This window comes from Mycolicibacterium vinylchloridicum (assembly GCF_013404075.1).
GTDB lineage: Bacteria > Actinomycetota > Actinomycetes > Mycobacteriales > Mycobacteriaceae > Mycobacterium > Mycobacterium vinylchloridicum.
In genome coordinates, this window is record NZ_JACBJQ010000037.1 from 31,365 (window position 1) to 51,187 (window position 19,823).

General features: G+C 66.2%; 22 protein-coding genes. 9 read left to right on the plus strand and 13 right to left on the minus strand.

Features of this window, described 5'->3' with window-relative positions:
* The first annotated feature begins 36 nt into the window (after window positions 1–36).
* The 7 genes from HPC46_RS24855 to HPC46_RS24885 all read left to right on the plus strand — a co-directional run bounded on the left by HPC46_RS24855 (window position 37) and on the right by HPC46_RS24885 (window position 7,436).
* Window positions 37–1,332 carry an amidohydrolase family protein gene (locus HPC46_RS24855; protein ID WP_179474858.1) on the plus strand — a complete coding sequence of 432 codons (1,296 nt, stop codon included), beginning with the start codon at window positions 37–39 and terminating at the stop codon, window positions 1,330–1,332.
* Window positions 1,333–1,436: 104 nt separating this feature from the next.
* Window positions 1,437–2,615: an acyl-CoA dehydrogenase family protein gene (locus HPC46_RS24860; protein WP_179474880.1), complete on the plus strand. Its 1,179-nt coding sequence runs from the start codon at window positions 1,437–1,439 to the stop codon at window positions 2,613–2,615.
* A 22-nt stretch (window positions 2,616–2,637) separates the two neighbouring features.
* Window positions 2,638–3,852 (plus strand): CaiB/BaiF CoA transferase family protein, encoded by a 1,215-nt coding sequence (locus HPC46_RS24865; RefSeq protein ID WP_179474859.1) that lies wholly within the window; start codon window positions 2,638–2,640, stop codon window positions 3,850–3,852.
* 31 nt (window positions 3,853–3,883) lie between these two features.
* Window positions 3,884–5,029 carry a thiolase family protein gene (locus HPC46_RS24870; RefSeq protein ID WP_179474860.1) on the plus strand — a complete coding sequence of 382 codons (1,146 nt, stop codon included), beginning with the start codon at window positions 3,884–3,886 and terminating at the stop codon, window positions 5,027–5,029.
* 8 nt (window positions 5,030–5,037) lie between these two features.
* Entirely contained in the window at window positions 5,038–6,186 is a 1,149-nt protein-coding gene (locus HPC46_RS24875) for an acyl-CoA dehydrogenase family protein (protein ID WP_179474861.1), read from the plus strand.
* Between the two features lie 138 nt (window positions 6,187–6,324).
* Complete coding sequence (locus HPC46_RS24880) at window positions 6,325–6,933, plus strand: TetR/AcrR family transcriptional regulator (RefSeq protein WP_179474862.1); 609 nt, start codon at window positions 6,325–6,327, stop codon at window positions 6,931–6,933.
* Complete coding sequence (locus HPC46_RS24885) at window positions 6,930–7,436, plus strand: hypothetical protein (protein WP_179474863.1); 507 nt, start codon at window positions 6,930–6,932, stop codon at window positions 7,434–7,436. Before HPC46_RS24880 ends, HPC46_RS24885 begins: the two co-directional genes overlap by 4 nt.
* Here the strand turns inward: HPC46_RS24885 and HPC46_RS24890 are convergent.
* The 9 genes from HPC46_RS24890 to HPC46_RS24930 form a co-directional block, all read right to left on the minus strand.
* The gene (locus HPC46_RS24890; RefSeq protein WP_179474864.1) at window positions 7,429–8,205 is read right to left on the minus strand and encodes an emopamil-binding protein; all 777 of its coding nucleotides are present in this window, start codon (window positions 8,203–8,205) and stop codon (window positions 7,429–7,431) included. The genes HPC46_RS24885 and HPC46_RS24890 overlap by 8 nt on opposite strands.
* A gap of 24 nt (window positions 8,206–8,229) precedes the next feature.
* Window positions 8,230–8,421, minus strand: coding sequence for a ferredoxin (locus HPC46_RS24895; protein ID WP_005145599.1), 192 nt, complete (start codon window positions 8,419–8,421; stop codon window positions 8,230–8,232).
* The gene (locus tag HPC46_RS24900) at window positions 8,418–9,620 is read right to left on the minus strand and encodes a cytochrome P450 (protein WP_179474865.1); all 1,203 of its coding nucleotides are present in this window, start codon (window positions 9,618–9,620) and stop codon (window positions 8,418–8,420) included. Before HPC46_RS24900 ends, HPC46_RS24895 begins: the two co-directional genes overlap by 4 nt.
* A 102-nt stretch (window positions 9,621–9,722) precedes the next feature.
* Entirely contained in the window at window positions 9,723–10,532 is an 810-nt protein-coding gene (locus HPC46_RS24905) for an NAD(P)-dependent oxidoreductase (RefSeq protein ID WP_179474866.1), read from the minus strand.
* The gene (locus HPC46_RS24910) at window positions 10,529–11,347 is read right to left on the minus strand and encodes an NAD(P)-dependent oxidoreductase (RefSeq protein WP_179474867.1); all 819 of its coding nucleotides are present in this window, start codon (window positions 11,345–11,347) and stop codon (window positions 10,529–10,531) included. Before HPC46_RS24910 ends, HPC46_RS24905 begins: the two co-directional genes overlap by 4 nt.
* Window positions 11,348–12,229, minus strand: a complete 882-nt coding sequence (locus HPC46_RS24915; RefSeq protein WP_179474868.1) for an alpha/beta hydrolase — start codon at window positions 12,227–12,229, stop codon at window positions 11,348–11,350.
* A complete protein-coding gene (locus HPC46_RS24920; protein WP_179474869.1) occupies window positions 12,226–13,872 on the minus strand; it encodes a thiolase C-terminal domain-containing protein in 1,647 nt (548 codons plus the stop codon). Before HPC46_RS24920 ends, HPC46_RS24915 begins: the two co-directional genes overlap by 4 nt.
* Entirely contained in the window at window positions 13,869–14,156 is a 288-nt protein-coding gene (locus HPC46_RS24925) for a ferredoxin (RefSeq protein ID WP_233716649.1), read from the minus strand. Before HPC46_RS24925 ends, HPC46_RS24920 begins: the two co-directional genes overlap by 4 nt.
* A gap of 8 nt (window positions 14,157–14,164) precedes the next feature.
* A complete protein-coding gene (locus HPC46_RS24930) occupies window positions 14,165–15,442 on the minus strand; it encodes an NADH-ubiquinone oxidoreductase-F iron-sulfur binding region domain-containing protein (RefSeq protein WP_325096762.1) in 1,278 nt (425 codons plus the stop codon).
* Here HPC46_RS24930 and HPC46_RS35140 point away from each other — a divergent pair.
* Together HPC46_RS35140 and HPC46_RS24935 are read left to right on the plus strand one after the other, a co-directional pair.
* Window positions 15,375–15,515, plus strand: coding sequence for a hypothetical protein (locus HPC46_RS35140; protein WP_233716652.1), 141 nt, complete (start codon window positions 15,375–15,377; stop codon window positions 15,513–15,515). The genes HPC46_RS24930 and HPC46_RS35140 overlap by 68 nt on opposite strands.
* A gap of 10 nt (window positions 15,516–15,525) precedes the next feature.
* A complete protein-coding gene (locus tag HPC46_RS24935; RefSeq protein ID WP_179474872.1) occupies window positions 15,526–16,008 on the plus strand; it encodes a hypothetical protein in 483 nt (160 codons plus the stop codon).
* Between the two features lie 14 nt (window positions 16,009–16,022).
* On the opposite strand, the gene HPC46_RS24940 is transcribed toward HPC46_RS24935, so the two are convergent.
* The 4 genes from HPC46_RS24940 to HPC46_RS24955 form a co-directional block, all read right to left on the minus strand.
* Window positions 16,023–16,931, minus strand: a complete 909-nt coding sequence (locus HPC46_RS24940) for an alpha/beta fold hydrolase (RefSeq protein ID WP_179474873.1) — start codon at window positions 16,929–16,931, stop codon at window positions 16,023–16,025.
* 67 nt (window positions 16,932–16,998) lie between these two features.
* Window positions 16,999–17,391, minus strand: a complete 393-nt coding sequence (locus HPC46_RS24945; protein WP_179474874.1) for a Rieske (2Fe-2S) protein — start codon at window positions 17,389–17,391, stop codon at window positions 16,999–17,001.
* A 44-nt stretch (window positions 17,392–17,435) separates the two neighbouring features.
* A complete protein-coding gene (locus HPC46_RS24950) occupies window positions 17,436–18,581 on the minus strand; it encodes an amidohydrolase family protein (RefSeq protein ID WP_179474875.1) in 1,146 nt (381 codons plus the stop codon).
* 25 nt (window positions 18,582–18,606) lie between these two features.
* Entirely contained in the window at window positions 18,607–19,698 is a 1,092-nt protein-coding gene (locus HPC46_RS24955) for an amidohydrolase family protein (RefSeq protein WP_179474876.1), read from the minus strand.
* Window positions 19,699–19,823: the final 125 nt, after the last annotated feature.

Consider the following 19,823-nt stretch of genomic DNA (forward strand, 5'->3'; position numbering starts at 1 on the left):
TTTCCAGTAGAGAGGGCCACGACGGAAGGAGCCGCTATGCGCAAAGAGGACATGATCCTGATCAGCGTGGACGATCACATTGTCGAGCCGCCCGACATGTTCAAGAACCATCTGCCGAAGAAGTATGTCGATGATGCGCCGCGGTTGGTGCACAATCCGGATGGCTCGGATATGTGGCGTTTCCGCGACATCGTCATCCCGAATGTGGCGTTGAATGCGGTGGCGGGCCGGCCCAAGGAGGAGTACGGGTTGGAGCCGCAGGGGCTCGATGAGATCCGGCCGGGGTGTTACAACGTCGACGAGCGCGTGAAGGACATGAATGCCGGGGGGATCCTGGGCTCGATGTGTTTCCCGTCGTTCCCGGGTTTCGCGGGCCGGTTGTTCGCCACCGAGGATGCCGAGTTCTCGTTGGCGTTGGTGCAGGCCTACAACGACTGGCATGTCGAGGAGTGGTGTGGGGCTTATCCGGCGCGGTTCATCCCGATGACGTTGCCGGTGATCTGGGATCCGGTGGCCTGTGCTGCCGAGATCCGCCGTAACGCCGCCCGTGGGGTGCATTCGCTGACGTTCAGCGAGAACCCGGCCGCGATGGGCTATCCCAGTTTCCACGACTTCGATCACTGGAAGCCGATGTGGGACGCGCTGGTCGATACCGACACCGTGCTCAACGTGCACATCGGGTCCTCGGGCCGGCTGGCGATCACCGCCCCCGATGCGCCGATGGACGTGATGATCACCCTGCAGCCGATGAACATCGTGCAGGCTGCCGCCGATCTGTTGTGGTCCCGCCCGGTCAAGGAGTACCCCGATCTGAAGATCGCGTTGAGTGAGGGCGGCACCGGCTGGATTCCGTATTTCCTGGAGCGGGCTGATCGCACCTATGAGATGCACTCGACGTGGACCGGGCAGGACTTCAAGGGCAAGAAGCCCAGCGAGGTGTTCCGGGATCACTTCCTGACCTGTTTCATCTCCGATCACGTGGGTGTGCAACTGCGTAACGATGTCGGGATCGACAACATCTGCTGGGAAGCCGACTACCCGCACTCGGATTCGATGTGGCCCGGCGCCCCTGAGCAACTCGACGAGGTGTTGCGCGAACACAACGTCCCCGACGACGACATCAACAAGATGACCTACCAGAACGCCATGCGCTGGTACCACTGGGACCCCTTCACCCACATCACCAAAGAACAGGCCACCATCGGCGCACTACGCAAAGCCGCCGAAGGACACGACGTGTCCATCCAGGCGCTGTCGAAGAAGGAGAAGACCGGCGCCAACTTCGCCGACTTCGCGGCGAATGCCAAGGAGATGTCCGGCAACACGGACTGAAGGGTCCGCGGAACGACGGGCGCCGGTGCGCACAAGGGCGATCGCACCGGCGCGCTCGACTGCGTGCCGATATTGAGTAGAGGAGTGTTGGTGTGTCTTCAGGGATGAGCTTCGAGCTGACCGAAGATCAGGAACTGATCCGAAAGTCGGTGCGCGAGCTGGCATCACGCTTCGATGACCAGTACTGGATGGACAAGGACCAAGCGCACGAGTTCCCGCAGGAATTCTACGACGCCATCGCCAAGGGTGGCTGGCTCGGCATGACCATCCCGGAGGAGTACGGCGGCCACGGTCTGGGCATCACCGAGGCCACCATCCTCGCCGAGGAGGTCGCCCGGTCCGGCGGTGCCATGAACGCCGCGAGTTCCATCCACATGTCGATCTTCGGCATGCAGCCCGTGGTGGTGTTCGGCTCCGACGAGATGAAGGCGGCGACGCTGCCCCGTATTGTCAACGGAGACCTGCACGTCTGCTTCGGCGTCACCGAACCCGGTGCGGGACTGGACACTTCCCGCATCACGACGTTCGCCAAGCGTGACGGCGACCACTATGTGGTCAACGGCCGCAAGGTGTGGATCTCCAAGGCGCTGGAATCCGAGAAGATCCTGCTGCTGACGCGGACCGAGAGCCGCGAGGACGTTGAAAAGCGCGGAGGCAGGCCGACCGAAGGTCTGTCCTTGTTCCTCACCGATATCGACCGCGACCACGTCGATATCCGGCCCATCAAAAAGATGGGGCGCAATGCCGTCAGCTCCAACGAGGTGTTCATCGACGACCTGCGGATCCCGGTCTCCGACCGGATCGGCGACGAGGGCAAGGGTTTCTCCTACATCCTGCACGGGCTGAACCCCGAGCGGATGCTGATCGCCGCCGAGGCGCTGGGCATCGGGCGGGTGGCGCTGGACCGGGCGGTGAAGTACGCCAATGAGCGCATCGTGTTCGACCGGCCGATCGGGATGAATCAGGGCATCCAGTTCCCCCTGGCGGACTCGCTGGCGCGCCTGGACGCCGCCGAGCTGATCCTGCGCAAGGCGACCTGGCTTTACGACAACGGCAAGTCGTGCGGCCGGGAAGCCAATATGGCCAAATACCTGTGCGCGGATGCCGGGTTCGCGGCGGCCGACCGCGCATTGCAGACGCACGGCGGCATGGGCTACTCCGAGGAGTACAACATCTCCCGGTTCTTCCGCGAATCACGCCTGATGAAGATCGCTCCCGTCAGCCAGGAGATGATCCTGAACTTCCTCAGCTCCAACGTGCTCGGCCTGCCCAAGAGCTATTAGCGGCCGACCGTATGGTGATCTGATGACTTCTGCACAAGGACCGGCAGCCCCGCTGGCCGGTATCACCGTCGTGGCCCTGGAACAGGCGGTGGCGGCGCCGATGTGCTCGCGCGTCCTCGCCGACTTCGGCGCCCGGGTGATCAAGGTCGAGAACCCGGCCGGTGGCGATTTCGCCCGGCACTACGACGACGTCGTCAACGGTCCCGGTGGGCTCGCCGCCCATTTTGTGTGGGCCAACCGCAACAAAGAATCCATCGCGCTGGACCTCAAGTCGGACGAGGGTCTTCAGATCCTGCACCGCTTGCTGGACCGCGCCGACGCGCTGGTGTCGAATCTGGCGCCGGGATCCACTGCCAGGCTTGGCATCTCGCCCGAACAGCTACGTGAGCGCCACCCCGACGTGATTGCTGTCGAGATCGACGGCTACGGGGCGGGCGGCCCGCTGTCGAACAAGCGGGCCTATGATCTGCTGGCGCAGGCAGAGTCCGGATCATGCTCTGTCACAGGCTATCCCGGGATGCCGGCCAAGCCCGGACCGCCGATCGCCGACATCTCCACCGGGTTGTACTCGGCGCTGTCGATCATGGCGCTGCTGATCTCCCGGGACGGCCGCGAGTGCCGGGGCGCGGCGGTCAACGTAAGCCTGTTCGACACCATGATGGACCTGATGGGCTATCCGCTGACCTACACCCAACATTCCGGAATCGACCAGCAGCCGTTGGGGATGAACTCCCCGGCGGTGGCGCCCTACGGCTCCTTTACGACGGCAGACGACCAGACGGTGGTGCTGGGCACCACCAACGACCGCGAGTGGCAACGGCTGGCTCGCGAGATCATCGAGCGACCCGACCTGGCCGACGACCCTCGGTACGCCACCAACTCCGATCGGTGCGCCCACCGCGGAGTCCTCAACGAGGCGATCCAAACCTGGTGTGCCCAGCACGATCTCGCGCACATCCAGAAGACCGCCGACACCGCGGGCATCGGCAACGCCCGCTACAATCTGCCAAGCGATGTGCTGGCGCACCCGCAACTGTCCGATCGCGATCGCTGGCGGACGGTGCAAACCACAGCTGGGCCGATCGAGGCGATCCTGCCGCCACCGATCATCGCCGGATATGAGCAGCCGATGGGTCCGGTACCAGGTCTCGGAGAGCACACCGATGTTCTGCTGGCCGAACTGGGCTTGTCCGCCAATGAGATCGACCGCCTGCGCGCGCAGGGCGTTGTCGCCTGAAGCGCCGTGAGAATCAGAAAGTGGAGAAAGCATGCGTGAAACGGTGATTGTCGAGGCGGTGCGCACGCCGGTCGGCAAGCGGAACGGCGGATTGTCCGGGATGCATGCCGCCGACCTGTCGGGGTTGGTGCTGAACGCGCTCGCCGAGCGTACCGGTCTGGACCCGGTGACGGTCGACGACGTGGTGTGGGGCTGTGTGTCGCAGGTCGGCGACCAGTCCAGCAATATCGGCCGGTTTTCCGTGCTCGCCGCCGGCTGGCCGGAATCGATTCCGGGAACGACCGTCAACCGGGCCTGCGGATCCAGCCAGCAGGCACTGGATTTCGCGGCGCAGGCCGTGATGTCCGGGCAGCAGGACGTGGTCGTCGCCGGCGGCGTCGAGGTGATGAGCCGGGTACCGCTCGGCTCCGCGCGTGCCACCGGCATGCCGTATGGCCCCAAGGTCCTCGAGCGCTACGACGACTTCTCGTTCAATCAAGGCATCTCGGCGGAGATGATCGCCGAGAAGTGGGGCTTCTCACGCACCGATGTCGACGAATTTGCGGCGCGCAGCCACGAACTGGCCGCGGCCGCACAGGATCGCGGCGCTTTCGACGACCAGATTGTCCCGGTGGCCACCGATGGCGGTGTGGTCACCGCCGACGAAGGTATCCGGCGGGGGACCACCGCCGAGAAACTGGCCGGGCTCAAGCCCGCTTTCACCGAGGACGGCATCATCCACGCCGGTAACTCCTCACAGATCTCCGACGGCGCGGCCGCGTTGCTGGTAACGACGGCCGAATATGCTGCCGCACAGGGCTGGACACCGCTGGCGCGCTACGTGGCCGGGGCGGTGGCCGGCGCCAATCCGGTGATGATGCTTACCGGCCCGATCCCTGCGACGCAGAAGGTGTTGCGCAAAACCGGCCTCGATGTCGACGACATCGGCGTGTTCGAGGTCAACGAGGCGTTCGCGCCGGTGCCAATGGCCTGGCAGGCCGACCTCGGTGCGAAGTCCGACTTGGTCAATCCGCTGGGCGGGGCCATCGCACTGGGCCATCCGCTGGGCGGATCGGGTGCGGTCCTGATGACACGGATGCTGCACCACATGCGGGACAACGGAATTCGCTACGGACTGCAGACGATGTGCGAAGGCGGCGGCACCGCCAACGCAACCGTCGTCGAGCTGATCAGCTGAGGGATCTGATGCGCCGCGATCTGTTCACCGAAGACCACGAGGCATTCCGCGAACTCGCTCGAGACTTCATCGAGAAGGAGGTCGTGCCGGCGTACCCGCAGTGGGAGAAGGCGGGCCGGATGCCGCGTGAGACGTTCGCCAAACTCGGCGAGACCGGGATCATGGGCATCACCCTGCCCGAGGAGTATGGCGGTGGCGGACAGGACGACTACCGCTACCACGTCGTGCTGCAGGAGGAAGCCGCTCGCGCCCTGGTGACGCTGTCGACGGTGCGCACCCAGCTCGAGGTCATCCTGCCGTACTTCCTGCACTACGCGAACGGCGAACAGCGGGCGCGGTGGTTCCCGGGGCTGGCCGCGGGCACGCTGCTGACCGCGGTCGCGATGACCGAGCCGGGCACCGGATCGGACCTGGCCGGGGTGCGCACGACGGCGGTGCGCGACGGGGACGATTACATCGTCAACGGCGCCAAGACGTTCATCACCGGCGGCATGCAGGCCGACCTGGTGGTTGTGGTGGCGCGAACCTCCACCGATCCGGACAACCGTCGCGCGGGGCTGACCCTGCTGGTCGTCGAGGACGGTATGCCGGGCTTCACCCGCGGGCGCGAGCTGGAGAAGATGGGCTGCAAGGTGCAGGACACCGCGGAGCTGTCGTTCGTCGATGTTCGCGTGCCGGCGACCAACGTGCTGGGGGAGGAGGGCCAGGCCTTCAGCTACCTGGGGCACAACCTGGCGCAGGAGCGGCTCACCGTTGCGGTCGGCTCGGTGGCCCAAGCCCGCTCGGCGATCGCCGCCGCCATCGAATACACGCAGAGCCGCAAGGCATTCGGCACGCCCGTCGCGTCGTTTCAGAACACCAAGTTCGAACTCGCTGCCTGCTCGACAGAGGTGGAGGCGGCCCAGGCCATGCTTGACCGGGCGGTGTCCCTGCACGTCGAAGGTGAGCTCAGCGGTGCCGACGCGGCCCGGGTCAAGTTGTTCTGCACCGAGATGCAGCAGCGGGTGATCGATCGCTGTCTGCAGCTGTTCGGCGGCTACGGCTACATGATGGAGTATCCGATCGCCCGCCTCTACACCGATGCGCGGGTGGCCCGGATCTATGCCGGCACCAGCGAGGTCATGAAGGTGATCATCGCCAAGTCCCTGGGGTTATAGCGGCTCGTCACGGCCCCGATCGAGGCGTCGCGAGTAAGCGATTCGCTCACTTCGAAGTTTTTCCGCTGAGACCCTTGTCACACCGGACCAAACCAACCTACTGTGTGTTCACTAGGTTGGTCTGTGGAAGGGAGTGCAATGACGGCGACCCGCCCCTACGCCACCCTTCTGGCCAAGGGTGAGGACCGCAAGCAGCGCATTCTCGACGTCGCACAGCGTCTGCTGGCGCGCAACGGCTGGCGCAACACCACCCTGGCCCAGATCGCCAGGGAGGCTGGGGTCACCGCCGCCGGGCTGCTGCACCACTTCGAATCGAAGGAACAACTGCTGCACGCAGTGCTCGACGCTCGCGATGCCGACGACAGCGAGCACGCCGACTACCTGTTCGGTGACCTCGTCGAAGGCATCGCCAACGCGGCCGACCGGTTCGACCGGTCGCCCCAACTCGTGGGCACCTTCGCGGTGCTGATGGTCGAGAACATCGCGCCCGACGCCCCGCTGCACGACCGTCTGGTGGACCGCTACCGGCAGGCGGTCGAGATCATCGCCGAGCGCATCCGCAGCGGCCAGGCCGACGGCCGCTACCGACCCGACGTCAACGCGGCCCGCAAGGCCATCGAAATCCTGGCATTTGTGAACGGAATGGAGACCTCATGGCTACTCGACCCGTCGATACCGCTGACCGACGTGTTTCGGGAGTACTCCAGGTCGCTGGCGAGCCAGCTGGCACCGCCCGCCGGATCATGAGATACCGGCTCGACATCGTCGCGCCGACGGTCGCCGAGGCGGTGCAGCATGCCGGTGGCTGGATCTTCGATCGCGTGATGGCCGGCTGGGACGTCAACGTTCTCCTCGCCGAACCCGGTGACACCCGTCCGTTGTCGATCCTGGGTGCCCAGACCGTCGATTTCGAATCTGTGCTCGAAGCCGGCGACGACCAGCCGCACCCACAGGCGCTGGCGGTTGCCGCCGGCCTCGTCGACACCGACATCCGGGTCCGTGAGGGTGTGCGGCGGGCGCTGGACTACGGCATGACCGAGGTGGCGCTGTGGGGTGAGGTGCAGCCGACCGAACTCGACCGCAACGTGGATTCGGTTGAGCACCGGCTCAGTTCGGCCGCGCGCGTGTTCAAGGCGCAGGCACTGGCTGCCGCGGCGGTCAGCGATATCACGGTGGCGCCGACCGAGACCTTCCGAAGCGGTGCGATGAGCTGTCCGCCAATCGGCGCCGACCTGGTTCCCGCTAGCTGACCTCGACCTGGGCCCGGGCGGCCCTGCGGGTCAAGTGATCGATCTGCAGATGGATCGAGTACAGCACCAGCGGCGGTAGCACGATGAATGGCACGTTCTCGCCGATGAACTTGAACCACAGGCCGAATGCGCCCTGCCCGATGTCGGCGAATCCGGCACCCAGCTCGGCCAGGAAATACACGGCGGTGCTGCTCATCAGAATCGCGCAACCGGCGAACGCCAGCCACAGACAACGGATTCGGGATTCCAGCGCGAGGTCCGACCGGATCAGCCGGGTCCAGACCGCGAACACCGTCACACCGGTCAGGACACCGACGATCTCCAGGGCGAAGATCCACGGGTTGCCGCTGACGTATCGGGTGTCGGCCAGGCCGTACTGCCACCACAGCCACTTCCAGCCGGGATCTGTTGTCGGCGCCCACAATCCGAGCGGATGGCCGATGAGGAACACCAACTCGTAGCCGATCTGGCTACCTGCGGTGTAGGGGAGGTAGAACAGTGTCAGCTCGGCGGCCTTGTCGAGCCGGGTTCGCTTCTCGCCCGGCGCATCCCACAGGATGACAAACGGGAGCACCATCACCGGGATGCCGAAGACCAGGTTCGCGATCACGTCGACGGTGAACGTCGGAGCGATGATGCCGGTGCTGACACAGATTGTCAGCGCTACGAACATGAGCGCGGTGAACAGCGCTGTGCCGGTGTAGATCCGCAGCCGGTGCGGCGCCCACGGGCGCGCGAAGTCCGGTTCGTGTTCCTGCACTGTCGTCATCGGCCGGGCCGCGCTTTGCGGGCGTTATTCCTTGATCGAGATGGCTTGCCGCGGGCACTGGCGCACCGCGTCACGGACCTGCGCCTCGTTTTCCGGGGTCACCTCGTCGGTGAGGACATGCAGGTAATCCTGGTCGTCGACCTGGAACACCTCAGGGATGATTCCCATACAGATCGCGTTGGCCTCACAGAGGCCGAAGTCTACTTCGATCTTCATCGCAGCACCTTAACCGGGACATGGGAGAAGCCCGCCACATTCTGCATCTGGACGCGCCGCAAGCCGTCCCATTGCACTTCGTAGCGCGGCATGAAGTCGAGCAGCTTCTCCAGTGCGATGGCACTTTCCATCCGGGCCAGCGCAGCGCCGAGGCAGCTGTGGATGCCGTAGCCGAGGCCGAGGTTCTGCGCCTCGGTGCGGTCGCGGTCGATGTCGAATGTGTCAGCGTCGGTGAAGGCGGCCGAATCGCGGTTGGCCGAGGCCATCAGGAGGAACACCGGTTTGCCTGCCGGGATCTTGCCGCTGGGCACCTCCGTATCCCGCAGCGTGAAGCGCACGTTGTACTGCACCGGTCCCTCGTAGCGCAGCAGCTCTTCGACCGCGGCGGGGATCTTGTCCCGGTCGTCGAGCAGCTTCTGCCACTGTTCGGGGAATCGGGCGAAGTTGACGGCCGCGGTGCCCATCAGCTTGGTGACGGTCTCGGCGCCAGCGCCACCGAGAAGCGTTGCGAAACCACAGATCTCGATGTCGTCGAGGCGACGCAGGTTGCCGTCGTCGTCGGGGATCTCGGCGGCGATCAGGCGGCTGATCATGTCGTCCTGCGGGTTTTCCCGCCGCTCCTGCACCAGGCCGTAGTAATAGATCGCGGTGTCGACGTTGGCCTGCATGCCGGCTTCGCTGTAGCCCACCTGACCGGGCTCACGGCTCAGGCTCGTGTCGATCCAGTGCCGGACCTGCTGACGGTATTCCTCGGGCACGCCGGCCATCCTGGTGATGACCTCGACGGGGAAGGGGCCGGAGAAATCCTGGACGACGTCGAACGCGTCCGGATTGGCGGCAGCCAGGTAGCGGTCGACAAGTTCGATGACCACTTCTTTTTGCGATTGCACCGCGCGTGGGGTGAACGCCTTGTTCAACAGGCTGCGCATGTGGCGGTGCTCGGGCGGGTCCATGAAGATGATCGACTTCTGCGGCGGCTCGTCGCCCTTCACCATCGCCAGATCGCAGCCGCGCGACGACGAGAAGCTGTCGTGGTCCTTCAGCGCCGCCGAGACATCCTCATGGCGCGAGAGCGCGTAGAAGTCCTCTCCTGCGTCGTAGTACAGCGGCGCCTCGTCGCGCATCCGCCGGTAGATGTCGAACGGATTGGCGAAGTACTCCTGTGAGAACGGATCGAAGACGAGTTCGGCCTGGGTCATTGCGATCTCCTCCGAGGCGAGAGCGGGGCTATGAGCGTTACGGAAGGCTGGTTGATTGTAACGCTAACAGTAGGGCGTACGGGAGAGCTGAAAATGGCTAAATCACCTAACGTTCTCGGGGGGAAGTGCGGCGTCGACCACGTCGTCGAGCAGGCCGAGGTCACTGCCGAGATCGGTGACCGTCGCCCGTGCGACGGCCACGTCCTTGCCGATGAATTCACCGACGGCGCCGATGAATCCGGCGGCCGAGCCGACTCGGGCGATCGAGTCCAGGGCCCGGCTGGTGCCGCTGCCGTGGGGAAGGGCAGTCAGGAGCGTGGACTCGTCGACACCGAGGCGTCCGGCCAGTCGCACGGCCTCGGCCACGATTCCGATCTGGGCGGCGAACAACGTGTTGTTGATCAGCTTGATCCGCTGCCCGAAGCCGAGCGGCCCGACGTGTAACACCGGGTCGCCATAGCTGGACAGCAGCGGCTGCACCCGCTGCACGGCGTCGTCGTCCCCGCCGACGAAGAGTGTCACCGTCCCGGCGGCGATGTCATGCGGTCCGCCGCTGACCGGCGCGTCGAGCACGTCGACACCATGCGCGCCTGCCCGCTCGGCGATGGCGTGGGCGGTGCGCGGGCTGCCTGTCGTGTGCAGGATCAGAATCGAGCCCGGGCGCATGGCGCCCAGCAGGTCGTCGGCCAGGCAGATCTGACGCACCTGCTCGTCGGTGAACACGCACACCACCACGGCGTCGGCGTCGCGGGCCAGCTCGGCCAGGCTCCTGGCCGGGGTGGCACCCAACTCCTCTGCGGCAGAGAGCTTTTCGGGCGTGCGGCCCAGTACCGTTACAACATGGCCTGCGTCGGAGAGCCGGCGCACCATGGGTGCGCCCATCCGGCCCGCGCCGACGAAGCCGACTTTCACCGCGGGTTGTCCATCAATCTCAATGCGGCGTCGGCGGCATCGAGCACGGCACCGGGCGCTGCGCCGGCCTTTTCGGCGATCCCCGCGATCAGGCTGACGTCCTTGTGCAGCAGTCCCGCCGCCACCTGCTTGAGGATGTCGAGGTTGCCTCCGAAGCGGGCCACGCTGCCCAGCGCGAAGCTGTTGGCCGAGCCGCGGGTGATCACCTCGGACAGGTTCTCCGGCGCCACGCCCAGTGCGGCGCCCAGGTCCAATGCGGTCTTGGCGGTCGCGATGTTGGCGGTGAACAGCAGGTTGTTCAGCAGCTTGGTGACCTGGCCCGCGCCGACGCCACCGAGGTGGACGATGGGGTCGGCGTAGGTGGCGAACACCGGGCGAACCTTCTCGACGGGCTCGTCGTCACCGCCGATCATCACCAGCAGCTTTCCCTCTTCGGCCGCCGGGCCGCCGCCGCTGACCGGCGCATCGATCACGGCCACGCCCTGGGCGGCCGCCGTCTCGGCCAACTGTCGGCACGTGTCCGGGTGCACGGTGGCGTGCACCGCGATGATGCCGCCGGGCTTCAGCCCGGACAGCACCCCGCCGTCGCCGGCGGCGACCTCGAGGACGTCGGCGTCGCCAACTACACACAGGCACACCAGGTCGCTGCCCTCCGCAAGCTCGGCCGGTGTGGCCGCAACCGTCGCCGCGGTGTCGGTGAACGGTTCCACCGACGCGGCCCGCCGGGCCCACAGCGTGGTCGGGTAGCCACCCTCGACGATCCGGCGTGCCATGGGTGCGCCCTGGCTGCCCAGCCCGATGAATCCGACGCGCATTTAGCCAGCCTCCTGGTTCGCATCAGCATTGATGCATTGGTCCACGAACGAGAAAACGCTCGAATGATAGTGCCCCGCAGTGACACCCAGACTCAGGTTGTGGCCTGCGCCGTCCTGATGGTGGATCTCGACGTGCGGCGACCTGGTGAATACCGCGGCGATGTCGGCCAGCGCCTCGGGGGTGGAGTCCCATACCTTCTCGTGCTCGGCTGCGGTGAACCGGACCGGTGCGACGACATGGGCGGCCAGCGCCGGAAAGTCGCGGCCGGCCCAATGGGTCGACACCTCGGCCTCCTGCGGTGGCGCGCCGGCGGATCCGACGGCGTTGACGACGTCGGCGGGATAGAGCTCGTCGGATGCCCAGATCAACTCGCGGATGCCCGCGGGCCGGTGAGTGGGAGTGGCCTGCTTGAGAATTGCTCTGGCGGCGGGGTATTGGCGCAGCCCGGTGCCGGCCAGTTCGAGGCCCAGCAGGTCGTGCCCGCGCTCGGCGACGGCCATGCGCAGCGCGAGTTCGCAGCCGTTGGAATGGGCCAGGATGAACAGGCCCGCGCCGCGGTCCCGCGTGCCGAGCATCGCATCGGCGGCCCCGTAGGCCAGCTCGACCCGGCGCTGCGGCTCCCACATGGCATCGGAGTACGGCGCCGATGCGCCATAGCCCGGGCGATCGAGGGCCACCACGCTGAAACCCGCTGCGGCAGCAGACCGTAACAGCGACAGATCTGGATGCCCTGGGCAGTCGAAGTAGGCCGCCGAGGACGCCCCGCCGTGCAGTGCGATGATGACCGCGCGCGGATCAGCCGCCTCGGCGAACAGGCCCGACATCGGGATCCCGCCCACAGGGACCATCCGGCGGGTCGGGGTCGCCGAATCGGTTGTCACTCGTCGACTCGCATCAGCAGCACACCGCTCGGCGTCAGGCCGCCGCTACTGGCCACGGCGACCTTGGCGCCCTCGACCTGACGATCACCGGCCTCACCGCGCAGCTGGCTGACGGCCTCGTGGATCAGGCCCATGCCGTGGGTGCGGCCGTGGGAGAGCTGGCCGCCGTGGGTGTTCAGCGGAAGAACCCCGTCACGGGCGATGTTGGTGCCGCCGTCGAGAAAGTCCTTCGCCTCGCCGATTCCGCAGAAGCCGAGCGCCTCGATCCACGACAGGCAGTTGAAGGAGAATCCGTCGTAGAGCTCGGCGACGTCGACATCGCTGGGACGCAGCGATGTTCGGGTCCACATGTGTGCGGACTGGCCGAGCACCTGCGGTTCGTGGGTCAGCGTCGTCTGGTCCCAGTCAGTGCGTTCGATGATCTGGGTGCCGACGGCCTCGAACAGCACCGGCTTCTTCGGCAGGTCGCGCGCGGTCTCCACCGCCGAGACGATCACGGCCACCGCGCCGTCGCACGGCACGTCACAGTCGTAGAGGCCGAACGGTGTGGTGATCGGCCGCGCCGACAGGTAGTCGTCCATCGTCATCGGCTCGCGGTAGATGGCGGTCGGGTTCAGTGCGGCGTTGGCACGCTGGTTGAGTGCGATCCAGCCCAGCGTCTCGCGGGTGGTGCCGTAGCGCGCAAAGTGGCGTTGGGCGTTGAGCGCCAACGTGTGTGCGGCCGAGGTAGCCCCGAACGGCATCTGCCAGCTGGTGGTGCGCAGCCCGCCGGGCGGGGCCATCTTGCCCTGCTTCAGCAGCTCCTGGAACGTCGACTCCCACAGCGTGCGAAAGCACAGCACATGCCGGGCCATCCCGGTGGCGACCGCCATCATGGCGGCGATGATCGACCCGCCGGGGCCGAACGTGTCCATGCCGCCGTTGATCCAGGTGGGGCGCAGCCCCAGCGCGCCCTCGAGCGCGGTTACCCCACCTTCGCCCATGCCCGCGACGTCGAGGCCGGGGTAGGTCGACAGGCCGTCGATGTCGGCGAACGTCAAACCCGCGTCGGCGACGGCTGCTTCGCACGCCTCGACCGTCAAAGCCAGCGGGTTGGCCATCAGCCGGCGCCCCAGCCGCGAAGCGCCGATACCCGTTATCGCAGAACGCTCCTCGAACTTTGTCGAGGTCAGCGGTGGCCGGACATGTTTGGCGAAGTCCTGCGGGGCGATCTCGTCGGCGGGTGTCTCGACGATTTGTCTGGGCGTCACCGGGCGGAACAGCGGGAGGTAGACGTCATCGTTCTGCTCGAAGACCACCTCGACGAGCTGGCCGAGCTCGAGATCTTCGGGGTCGGCGTCGATGATATTGGTGGTCAACCGAACTCGCGGATCCTCGGAGATCGCGACCTGGGCGACAACGTAGGGCGCGGGCAGCCCCGGGATACTGAACCGCTGGTTGACGGTGAACGCCGAGAGAACTGCTTGGCCACTGACCGGACGGGCCTTGAGGTCATGGCTGCCGCAGTACCGGCACACCGGCTGCGGCGGGTGGATCAGCGAGGTGCACCCCTGGCACTCCTGGATGCGCAGCGTGCCGTCGGCACCGGAGGTCCAGAAGAACTCGTTCTCGGTTGTGACCTGCGGCAGCGGCGCGCGGCTCACTGGGCGAAGCCCCAGCGGGCCTCGAACACCGGAGCTTCGTCGGTCGCCGGCACCGTTGCGTCCGGCGGCTTCTCGCCGTCGAACTCGTTGTCGCTGATCTCGATGATCGCGTGCACCGGGCAGTCGAACAACGCGCGCAGGACGTCGTCGCGATCGGCGTCGGCGACGGTACCGTCACCGATCAGCGACGCGTAGCCCCAGTCGTCGAGTGAGAAGTGTTTCGGCGCGTGCTTGGCGCAGACACCGAAGCCGTCGCAGATCGTCCGGTCCAGTCGGATTCGCATGTTCGGACTCATCGCTGGGTCGCCGCCTCCACCTCGTAGGGTCGCTGAGCGCTGAAGGCCGCCGAGCCGCAGGGATCGCACGCACCGGCCAGATGTTGTTCGACAAGCTGGGGGAAGTGCTTCAGCAAGCTGGCGGCGACGTTGGCCGCACCGTCGAGGGTGGCGCAGGCGCCCCGGCCGCGAAGCACGACCGACCAGCGCTCCAGTCGCGCGACATCCTGCGCCGTCGCCGCGCCGTCGCGCAGAGCTCCGGCGGCCGCAGCCATCGCCGCCGTTCCGTTGAAGCACGACCCGCACTGCCCGGCGTTCTCGCGATCGAAGTAGGCCAGTACCGACGCGGCCACCGCCACCGGGCAGTCGTCGGTCAGGATCGCGATCGCGCCACAACCGAGGCCGCAGCCCAGTGCACGGAACGTCTCGTGGTCCAGCGTGGTGCCGAGCACGTCGCGGTTGAGCAATCCCGCGAAGTAGCCGCCCATCAGCGCACCTTGGACGGCGTCCGGCGAAACACCATGTAGCGCAAGTAGATCGGTGAACGGCATACCGTGCGGAACCTCATAGAGGGCCGGCGGCCGGCCCGCGCCGGTGATCGTCATCAGGAAGGTCCCCGGTGACGCCGCTGTACCGGCGGACCGGAACGCCGCCGCGCCCTCACGCTGTACGTAGGGCAGATTCGCGAGGGTTTCGACATTGCTGACCAGAGTCGGATGCCCGGAGACACCATGCTGGAACGGCCGCGGCGGCTTGTCGGTGGGTTTGGCCGGTCCGCCGTTGACCGCCCGCACGGCCGCGGTTTCCTCACCCGCCACGTAGCCGGGCTCCACGGTGACGATCGAAATCTCGAGGCCGCCAAAGGTATCGAAGCCGACCTCGTCCAGTGCGCTGTCGATGGCCCGTGCCGCCTCGAAGTCGGACACGTACACATACGCCCGTTGCGCGCCGACCATCCTGGCGGCCAACCGCACGCCGTCGAGCACGAGGTGCGGGCGGTGACGAAGCAGCCAGCGGTCTTTCACCGAGGCGGGCTCACCCTCCTCGCCGTTGGCGAGGACCACCGTCTCGTGGCCCCGGTTGTGGGCGGCGCGTACGGTGCGCAGCTTGACCGCCAGCGGGAACGCGGCGCCGCCGCGGCCCAGCACGCCGGAGGTCTCCACCTCGGCGAGCAGCGCTTCGATATTCTCGAGCAGCGCGTACCCGCCGGCGGCGACGTAGGCACTCATGCTCTCCACGGTCGCAGGCAGCCGCAGCAATCGGGGCGCACAGCCGGGTGCGGCGGCAATGGTCAAGGCCGTGCTCGCGGGTGCTGTCGCGTTCATCGGTCACCTCTTCTGGTTCGGGCGCTCGGCACACGGTCGCTAGGCTGAGGCACATGAGAACGGCTGTGGTTCGTGTCGACGTCGACCCGACCGGTGAACTGACGCCGGCGCAGCTTGCCGAGGGTGTTGCGGCGCTGGGGACGCTTGCCGAGCAGGGTGGCGTGACGCTGGTCGACAACAACCTGGCCGCGATGCCGCGTGGCCGCCGCGAAGCCGAGATGCTGGTCGGCAACATCGCGCCCGAGGACATCGAGGAAGTCAAGCGCGACGCGATCGCCAGGTGTGCCAAGGCATTCGGCACCGAGCCGGCCATCGGCGTGGTGACCTACGTCAGCCGCGGCACCGACGATGATGCCCACGGGGTGCTGGCCGGGTTCGGCTTGCGCGGGGAGATCGACCGGACCGCGGGCGACGACGGCTGGGACGTCATCGTCGTCACGCTGAGCAAGACCGACATGGCTCGGATCCCGGAGAGCCGGGTGCACACCGCGCTGGAGGCCTCGACCAATTGCGAGGTCCACATCCGCATGGTGTGAGTGGAACCTGGTGCTCATTTGCCGAGGAAATCCAGAATGGCCGGGGCAGCCTGCACCCAGGTGTCGAACATGTTGAACCGCTTGACCTTCCCGGATGCCCGATCCTCGCCCGCACGCTCCCAGGCATCCTCGGGCCACGGCGGGTCGATCAGCGTCGAACCCTTGATGAGGCAGTTGACCTCCAGTGAGGTGCGCTTGGGGTGGTCCCAGTCGTTCTCGCCGCCGCGGATGATCAGGGTGGGCACCTTGATGTCACCGAAGAATTCGTCGTCGACGCCCGGGATCGCCTGGCCGGGCTTCGGGACGAACGCGTTGAGCCAGCGCAACATGACCCGGAGGAACTCGTCGGCGTCCAGCGCCAGAATCCGGTCCTTGTTCACCGCGTTCTCGGCGATGCGTTCTTTCCACTCATCGACGTGCAGAAGGCCTTTGATGCCCAGGCCGCGAACCGCGAGGATGCTCGGCACCAGGTAGTACGAGCCCAGCACGAAGCTGCCGTAGACGCCGCCGACGATGTTCCAGGTCACCAGCTTGGTGACGATCTCGGGGTAGAGGATCGTCGTCAGGATGGAATCCCTGGCGCCGCCCGAGCCGCCGGCGATCACGCATGGGCCGATACCCAGGCCGGTGATCAACCCGTGCAACGTCTCGGCGCGCATGTGGGATTCGCTCTGGCCGTAGAACTGCAGATCGGATTTGCCGCAGTTGGGGCGGTCCCACAGCAGCACGCGATAGCCGCCGTTGACCAGTGCCTCGGCCAGCGGGCGCAGGCCCTCGATGTCCTTGCTGTACCGGCCACCTGGCGTCAAGGCGATGAAATCGCCTTTATCGCCGAGGATTTCGTAGACGACATTGCCGCCGTTGATCTCCATCACCTGTTCGCCGTCGCGCAGTTGCAGACCGGCGGTCGTTGCCGTGCTCATGCCTCGGCTCCTGCTCGCTCCGGTCCTCGCTGCGCTGCGATCCTCACTCGCACTCGCCTTCGGGTGCTCATGCCGTCACGAGGACGTCGTCGCCCACGACGCGTACCGGGTAGGTGCGGATGCTCCACTCGGGCTTGACCGCCGTGGTGCCTGTTGCCAACTCGAACCCCCATTGGTGCCACGGGCAGTAGATGAATTCCATATCGCGCACCATCACCGCGTCGCCGGGGACGTTCTCGTCGACGATGTTGCGGCCACGCGGGCGCCCCGAGCACAACGGTCCGCCCTCGTGCGGGCAGTAGTTCGCGATGGCGTAGAACGTTCCGTTGACGTTGTACACGCCCACCCCGTGCCGGCCGATCGGCACCAGTTTGTGTGTGCCAGGCGGGATTTCGTCAACGGTCGCGACCACGTGCTCTCGGCCCTGCGCCAGGCGGGGCTGCTTGTCTGCTGTTGTCATATCCCGGGTCGCTCCGCTCCAGCCCTCCGAAAGGTCATCTCCACTCAGAACACCCGCGTCTGGCCCTCGAGGGCCGGCACGGTATCCGGCAGGCCGTACGTCTCGATCCCGTTGCGGAACATCACCGCTTCCCGCGCGTGCTCGGGAAGGTGCTTGACCAGCCAGCGTGGATCGTCATAGGTCCAGTGCGGGTAGTCGGAGGAGAACAGCAGGATCTTTTCGCATTCCATCCACTCGAAGGCCCGCAGCAGTTCGGTCTTGTCTTCGGGGTAGTCCAGCGGCTGGGTGGTGAACTTGATGTGGTCCTTGACGTATTCACTCGGCTTGCGCTTGATGTCCAGCCAGGACTTGCGGGCTTCGTAGATCGTGTCCATCCGCCACATCAGCGGCAGAATCCAACTGAAGGCGTGCTCCACGAACACGATCCGCAGGGTGGGGAACCGGTCGAAGAGACCGTCGAAGATCATGCTCATCACCTGGTTCGCCGCGAGCAGCGAGTAGCTGACCATGAAGTCGTGGTTGTAGCTGGGCAGGCCCACCGGTGGGATCGGCAGCGTCTCGTAGAAGCCGCGCGACAGATGGCAGCTCACCGGCTTGTTGATCTTGGTGGCGGCCGCCCAGATCGGGTCGTACTTCGGGTCACCCCACGACGGCCGTGGCTCGGCCTTGATCATGACCTGGGCCATATACGGGTGCTCGGCCCACTTCTCGATCTCGCGCGCCCCGCCCTCGGGGTCTTCGATGGCCACGCAGATCGAGCCGCGCCAGCGTTCGTGCCAGTTGGTCTTGCTGTCCAGCCAGTGGTCGGCCTGCCAGGCGTTGTGCGCGTAGGACAATGCCGCCGTGGCTTCGGGGATCCGGCAGGGGGCGTGGGCGGGCTCGAGGATGCAGATGTCGGCGCCGGCCTCCATCACGGCCTGCTTGAGTGCGAGGTCGGGGTCGCTGCAGGCGAACTCGCCGTCGTCGGGGAAAGTGTCGACCCGCATGGCGTAGGCGTGCGCGTAGTCCGGCGCGTCGTAGTAGATGGTCTCGCCGACCCGGTGGTTCCTGAAGTACTTGGAGCGAAGCGGCTCGGGGATGTATTCCTGCAGCGCGCCGCGCTTGGGCACCGGGTGGACATCGGAGTCGACGCACCGGATCGCAACGCGTTCGGCCGGAGCGACTCGCTCCTGGCTATGGGTCAGAGTCATCGTGGTCTCCTTAGCTCACTGCGTCTCAGTGTGTTCCGATGCCGGCCGGGATGTCTATGCCGTAGAGCTGCGCGGCATTGCGCCAGCAGACTTTCTCGCGCTGTTCGGCCGTCCACGCCGCGGGCAGCGTGCGGATGTCGGTGCAATGCCAATGCGGATAGCTTGACCCGAACATCACCATGTCCTCTTTGCCGGTGAACGACAGCCATTGGTCGGCGAAGTCGGCGTCGCCCGGCCCGTCGAGGCTGTTGTGGATGAAATGGACGTGCCCGGGCAGGTAGTCGCTGGGCATCTTCGGTGCCCATGGCGTCTGCTCGAGGTGCGGTCGTCCGAAGCAGTCCATCCGCCACATGAACGGCGTCATGAGATCGCCCGCGCCGTCAGCGAACACGAACTTGAGGTCCGGCCACCGCTCGAACACGCCCTCTGCGATCAGGTTCATCAGGTGATAGATGTAATTGAGCGACATGAAGCCCAGGTACTGCTCGAAGGTCCTGGTGTGTCCGGACGGGGTCGGCGGGAATGCGATGCCCTCCCCGGTCTCGATGTGGGTGGCCACCGGTAGGCCGGCATCGACGGCCGCCTCCCACAGGTCCCAGAACTGGGGCTTTCCGTACAGCTCCCGGGACTGCAGCGGGATGCCGATCTGTACGACGCGGGGATGGTCCTTGTACTTGTCGATCTCGCGCAGCGCGCCGCGGATGTCGTCGGGGTTGACCCGGATCGTGCCGCGGAATCGCTCACCCAGTTCGGGGTGATCGAGCCAGCGCGAGACCAGCATCTCGTTGTGGGCGGCCAGGATCGCGGTGCCGAGGTGACGGTCGGGCATGATGCCCCGGCCCATCGGGTGCAGGACCGCGACGTCGACGCCACGATCGGTGAACAGGTGCGCAGCGACGACGGCCGGGTCGGATCCGGGGTACTGACCCTCCGGCCCGCGAGCCTCTTTGAGATATTCACCGCCCGGAGCGCCGTACCAGTCCATCTCGTAGTCCGGGAAGCCGCGACTCTTGAACGGCTCGCGCATCACCCCGCGCAACTCGGGAGTGGACCCGAAGAAGATGTGCACGCTCGCGTCGATCACGGGAGTCGTCGTCCCGTCGCGGTGCTCTATCACCAAACCCACCTTCCGGGTGCTCCAACTCGACGTAAATCCAAGTTCTTCAACGACAAGAATACTGTTCTCGTGATTGAGAGTAGAACCTCATTACCACTTTGCCTCAACCGGCCGTAGGCAGCAAG